The 1,956-nt window shown below is 51.1% G+C and carries 2 protein-coding genes; both read left to right on the top strand.

Annotated features, from left to right (window positions below):
- Positions 1–86: 86 nt before the first annotated feature.
- Positions 87–1,109: an IS21 family transposase gene (gene istA, locus ACL9RG_RS22675; protein ID WP_422794906.1), complete on the top strand. Its 1,023-nt coding sequence runs from the start codon at positions 87–89 to the stop codon at positions 1,107–1,109.
- Positions 1,106–1,888 carry an IS21-like element helper ATPase IstB gene (istB, locus tag ACL9RG_RS22670; RefSeq protein ID WP_422794905.1) on the top strand — a complete coding sequence of 261 codons (783 nt, stop codon included), beginning with the start codon at positions 1,106–1,108 and terminating at the stop codon, positions 1,886–1,888. The genes istA and istB overlap by 4 nt, the downstream gene beginning before the upstream one ends.
- Positions 1,889–1,956: the final 68 nt, after the last annotated feature.

Below are 1,956 nucleotides of genomic sequence, written 5' to 3'. Positions count from 1 at the left end.
TGTTACCAACGGTGCAAAAGTGATCCACCCCAACGGTTGAAATCTGATCCAGGGGTTAATCTGCTCTCCTGAACAAGGGAGAGCTTATGGTCACTTTTGAGACAGTTATGGAAATTAAAATCCTGCATAAGCAGGGAATGAGCAGTCGCGCTATCGCAAAAAAACTGGGCATCTCCCGCAACACAGTCAAACGGTATCTGAAGGCGAAGCCTGAGCTACCAGAATATTCCCCAAGGCCCCGTGCTCCCTCAGTTCTGGATGAGTACCGTAATTATATTCGGATGCGTATTCAGGATGCACACCCTTATAAAATTCCCGCTACGGTAATCGATAGAGAGATCCGCGAGCAGGGTTACGGCGGCGGGATGACCGTTTTAAGGGAATATATCCGTTCTCTGGCTGTTACCGCTCCGTCGGAGCCTGTTGTTCGCTTCGAAACCTCACCAGGACAGCAAATGCAGGTTGACTGGGGCACGATGCGACACGGTAAAAACCCATTGCATGTCTTCGTCGCCGTTCTGGGTTATAGCCGTATGCTGTATATCGAATTTACTGACAATATGCGCTACGAAACGCTGGAAAGCTGCCACCGTAATGCATTTACCTTCTTTGGCGGCGTCCCGCGAGAAGTGCTGTTCGACAATATGAAAACGGTTGTACTGGAACGCGATGCTTATCAACCCGGTCGCCACCGCTTCCATCCTTCTCTCTGGCAGTTCGGTAAAGAAATGGGCTTCACACCCCGTCTGTGTCGACCCTTCCGGCCACAAACCAAAGGGAAAGTGGAACGAATGGTGCAATACGCCCGGAATAGCTTCTACATCCCACTGATGACTCGCCTGCGGCCAATGGGCATCGTTGTCGATATGGAAACAGCAAACCGGCATGGGCTCCGCTGGTTGCATGAGGTGGCCAATCAGAGAAAACATGAAACTATCCAGACCCGCCCATGTGACCGGTGGCTGGAAGAACAACAGGCTATGCTGGCACTGCCGCCGGAGAAGAAAATGCACGACGTGCAAATCACCGACACCCTGACGACCTTCGATAACCATCCGCTGCATCACCCTTTATCGGTCTATGACAGCTTCTGTAGGGGAGTGGCATGATGGTTGAACTTCAACACCAGCGGCTAATGGCCCTGGCAGAACAACTTCAACTGGACAGCCTCATCGGCGCAGCTCCGGCATTATCCCAGCAGGCCGTGGAGCAGGAATGGAGTTATATGGACTTCCTGGAACACTTGCTGCATGAAGAAAAACTGGCACGGCATCAGCGTAAACAGACGATGTACACGCGCATGGCAGCGTTCCCGGCAGTTAAAACGTTCGAAGAATACGACTTCACCTTCGCCACCGGAGCCCCTCAGAAGCAGCTACAGTCGCTGCGTTCACTGAGCTTTATCGAACGAAACGAAAATATCGTACTGCTGGGACCGTCAGGCGTTGGCAAAACGCACCTTGCTATCGCGATGGGCTATGAAGCAGTACGAATGGGAATCAAAGTTCGCTTCACGACTGCCGCGGATCTGTTGCTTCAGCTCTCAACAGCGCAGAAACAGGGCCGCTATAAGAACACGTTACATCGGGGAGTAATGGCTCCGAAGCTGCTGATCATTGATGAAATCGGCTACCTGCCGTTCAGCCAGGAGGAAGCTAAGTTGTTCTTCCAGGTCATCGCCAAACGGTATGAAAAAAGTGCGATGATCCTGACGTCAAACTTGCCGTTCGGGCAGTGGGATCAGACGTTCGCTGGAGATGCAGCGCTGACATCCGCGATGTTAGACAGAATTTTACATCACTCACATGTTGTTCAGATAAAAGGAGAGAGCTATCGGTTAAAGCAAAAAAGAAAGGCGGGGATTATCGCAGAAGCTAATCCTGAGTAAAACGGTGGATCAATATTGAACCGTTGGTGATGATGAAAAGTGGATCACTTTTAACCCGTTGTTGACAG

It is taken from the genome of Rouxiella sp. Mn2063, assembly GCF_049319665.1.
Lineage (GTDB): Bacteria > Pseudomonadota > Gammaproteobacteria > Enterobacterales > Enterobacteriaceae > JBMOUD01.
The sequence above is the reverse complement of the archived record's forward strand: the minus strand, read 5'-3'. Positions and strand labels throughout refer to the sequence as shown.